The 1,975-nt window shown below is 74.0% G+C and carries 6 protein-coding genes; 1 reads left to right on the top strand and 5 read right to left on the bottom strand.

Annotated elements, in window-relative coordinates; all coding sequences use genetic code 11:
• Positions 1-244 (top strand): hypothetical protein (locus H0488_RS23085; protein WP_183101514.1); only part of this gene is annotated, 244 nt, incomplete at its 5' end.
• 35 nt (positions 245-279) lie between these two features.
• Here H0488_RS23085 and H0488_RS23080 read toward each other — a convergent pair.
• From H0488_RS23080 to H0488_RS23060, 5 genes are all read right to left on the bottom strand, one after another.
• Positions 280-441: a hypothetical protein gene (locus H0488_RS23080; protein ID WP_183101513.1), complete on the bottom strand. Its 162-nt coding sequence runs from the start codon at positions 439-441 to the stop codon at positions 280-282.
• A gap of 9 nt (positions 442-450) precedes the next feature.
• On the bottom strand, positions 451-681 hold the full coding sequence (locus H0488_RS23075) for a hypothetical protein (RefSeq protein ID WP_183101512.1): 231 nt from the start codon (positions 679-681) through the stop codon (positions 451-453).
• Positions 682-811: 130 nt separating this feature from the next.
• Positions 812-1,261: a hypothetical protein gene (locus H0488_RS23070; RefSeq protein ID WP_183101511.1), complete on the bottom strand. Its 450-nt coding sequence runs from the start codon at positions 1,259-1,261 to the stop codon at positions 812-814.
• Positions 1,262-1,274: 13 nt separating this feature from the next.
• Positions 1,275-1,799: a thermonuclease family protein gene (locus H0488_RS23065; RefSeq protein WP_183101510.1), complete on the bottom strand. Its 525-nt coding sequence runs from the start codon at positions 1,797-1,799 to the stop codon at positions 1,275-1,277.
• Positions 1,796-1,975 (bottom strand): hypothetical protein (locus tag H0488_RS23060; RefSeq protein WP_183101509.1); only part of this gene is annotated, 180 nt, incomplete at its 5' end. The genes H0488_RS23065 and H0488_RS23060, both read right to left, overlap by 4 nt.

Here is a 1,975-nt window from a genome sequence, read left to right as displayed (position 1 = left end):
CTGGGCCGGTCTGCTCGGGGGCGCGGTCATCGCGGTGACCTACCTGGTGCCGGCGGCCGGCCGGCGGATCGAGCTCCACACGGAGGCCGAGGCCGACCAGTTCCTTCTCTCGCTCGGCCTCGGTCCCGTGCTGGCAGGTCTGCTGCGGCGCTACGGGCACCCGATGACCCTCGAGCGGATGCAGCGCTTGGAGACGGCCGTCGAGCAGCCTCAGCGGCCGCGGCTTCACCTGGTGCACGGCTGAGGCTGTTCTCTGGCGGTGCGGCGACCGGCGGCGGGTTACTCGTCGTCCTGGAAGCCGGACGTGGAGTGGTGCACGCAGCCGCGGCCGTCGCCCTCGTGCGGCTTGTGGTTCATGCAGGGCAGCGACCCCAGCTTGTGGGGGCAGTCGACCCAGCGGACGGTCGAAGGGCCGGTTGTCGGCGCGAGTGCGGTAGCCATCGCGGCCTCCTATCGGCGCGGGCCGCGGCGGCGGCCGAGCTGGGGCCCCTGGTAGGCGGCGGTGGCGGTGTGGTCGTGCTGGCGGCCGGACCGGTGGACCTGTGCGATCTCGGCGTCGGGGGAGGGACCGGTGTCGGCGGCCGCGGCCTGGGCGGCTGCTTCCTCGCTGGCCCTGATCTCCTCGGCGCGCTGTCGCGCCTCTTCCTCGAGCGCGGCTTCCTCGCGAGCGGCGTCACTCATGTGAACTCCCATGGATCCCGTGGACCGGCACCGGCTGCGCCGGTCCTCCTGGTCACCTATGTGCGGACCGAGGGCCCGGGCGATCACCGCGGCCCGACTGGATCGGAAAGTCGCGGAGCCCTGCCGGTGCTCAGGCCGGCTGGGCCAGCAGCGTGGCGCCCAGCATCTGTGCCGTGTGCTCGAGGACGGCGTGGGAACCGGCCCCGCTCGTGTGGTCGCAGCACGGATGGGTGTCGAAGCCCTCGTCGACGACGATGCGGTGCAGTTGGCCACCGCAGGCACGACAGCGCTGGTCGGCGTGGGTGGGGCACTGGTCGACCGCCACGGCGCAGGGCAGGCACGCCGCGGGCGGCGGGGGAGTCACCTGGTGGTCGCGGTCCCAGTCGCGCCGCTGGCGCAGCAGCGTGGCGGTCTGTTGCCACAGCGCGTGCTCGAGGTGCGTCGGCGCCGGTCGGCCGAGCGCCTGGTCGACCGCCGCTTTGAGCAGCTGCTCCCTGCAGCCGAGGACGCGTTCGTCGACGCCGCGGTTGTAGCACCATCGGGCCACCCTCTTCGCGGCCGTTGTCAGCTGCTCGTCCATGCGCGGCCGTCCCTCAGCAGGTGCCCCACAGGCCGCTGTCGGCGTCCTGGGCATCGTCAGCGGCCGCGGAGTACGACTCTTCGCGGGCGAGGTCCTGGGCAGCCTCGTAGCGGCGTGCGGCGCCGCGGGCCATGAGCTCGTGGGCTACGTCGACACCGGCGTGGTCGACGTAGCGCAGCAGCCGGTCGTATCGGTCGCGGTTGGGCTGGCCGCTGTCGGTGACCAGCTGGACGGTGCTGCCGACCGGCGCGAGCTCCTCGAGCAGGTCTGTTGCATGGTCGGCGTAGCACTCCGCCGGCGCCGGTGGGTGGGCGACTTCGGGGGCGTCGATGCCGAGCAGGCGGACTCGGCCGAGCTCGCGGCCGCCGAGGTCCTCGACGCGCAGCGTGTCCCCGTCGACCACGGCCGTCACGCGGACCTGGGTGGCCTTGCCCTCGGATGGGTCGGGGCCCCTGGGAGCGCCGGGGAGGGCTGCCTTGATGCCGCCGGCGGTGAGTACGGCGATCGCCGCGGCCGCGAGGCCGATGAGGGCCTTCATCGGGCGACCCTCAGCTGGGAACGCCCGCGGGCGATGGGAACCGCGCGCTCCTGCGCCCGGGCGCCGGGGGAGCGGTAGCCGGTCTCGGGGATCTGCTCGACGACCTCTGCCCCGCTCGTGCCGGCGCCGGCCCGCTCCTCGGGGAGATCGGCGGCGATCTTCGCGGCCAGGTCGCG

Origin of the sequence: Nocardioides pelophilus (genome assembly GCF_014180685.1) — a bacterium.
Lineage (GTDB): Bacteria > Actinomycetota > Actinomycetes > Propionibacteriales > Nocardioidaceae > Nocardioides > Nocardioides pelophilus.
This window is presented reverse-complemented; position numbering and strand designations above follow the sequence as displayed.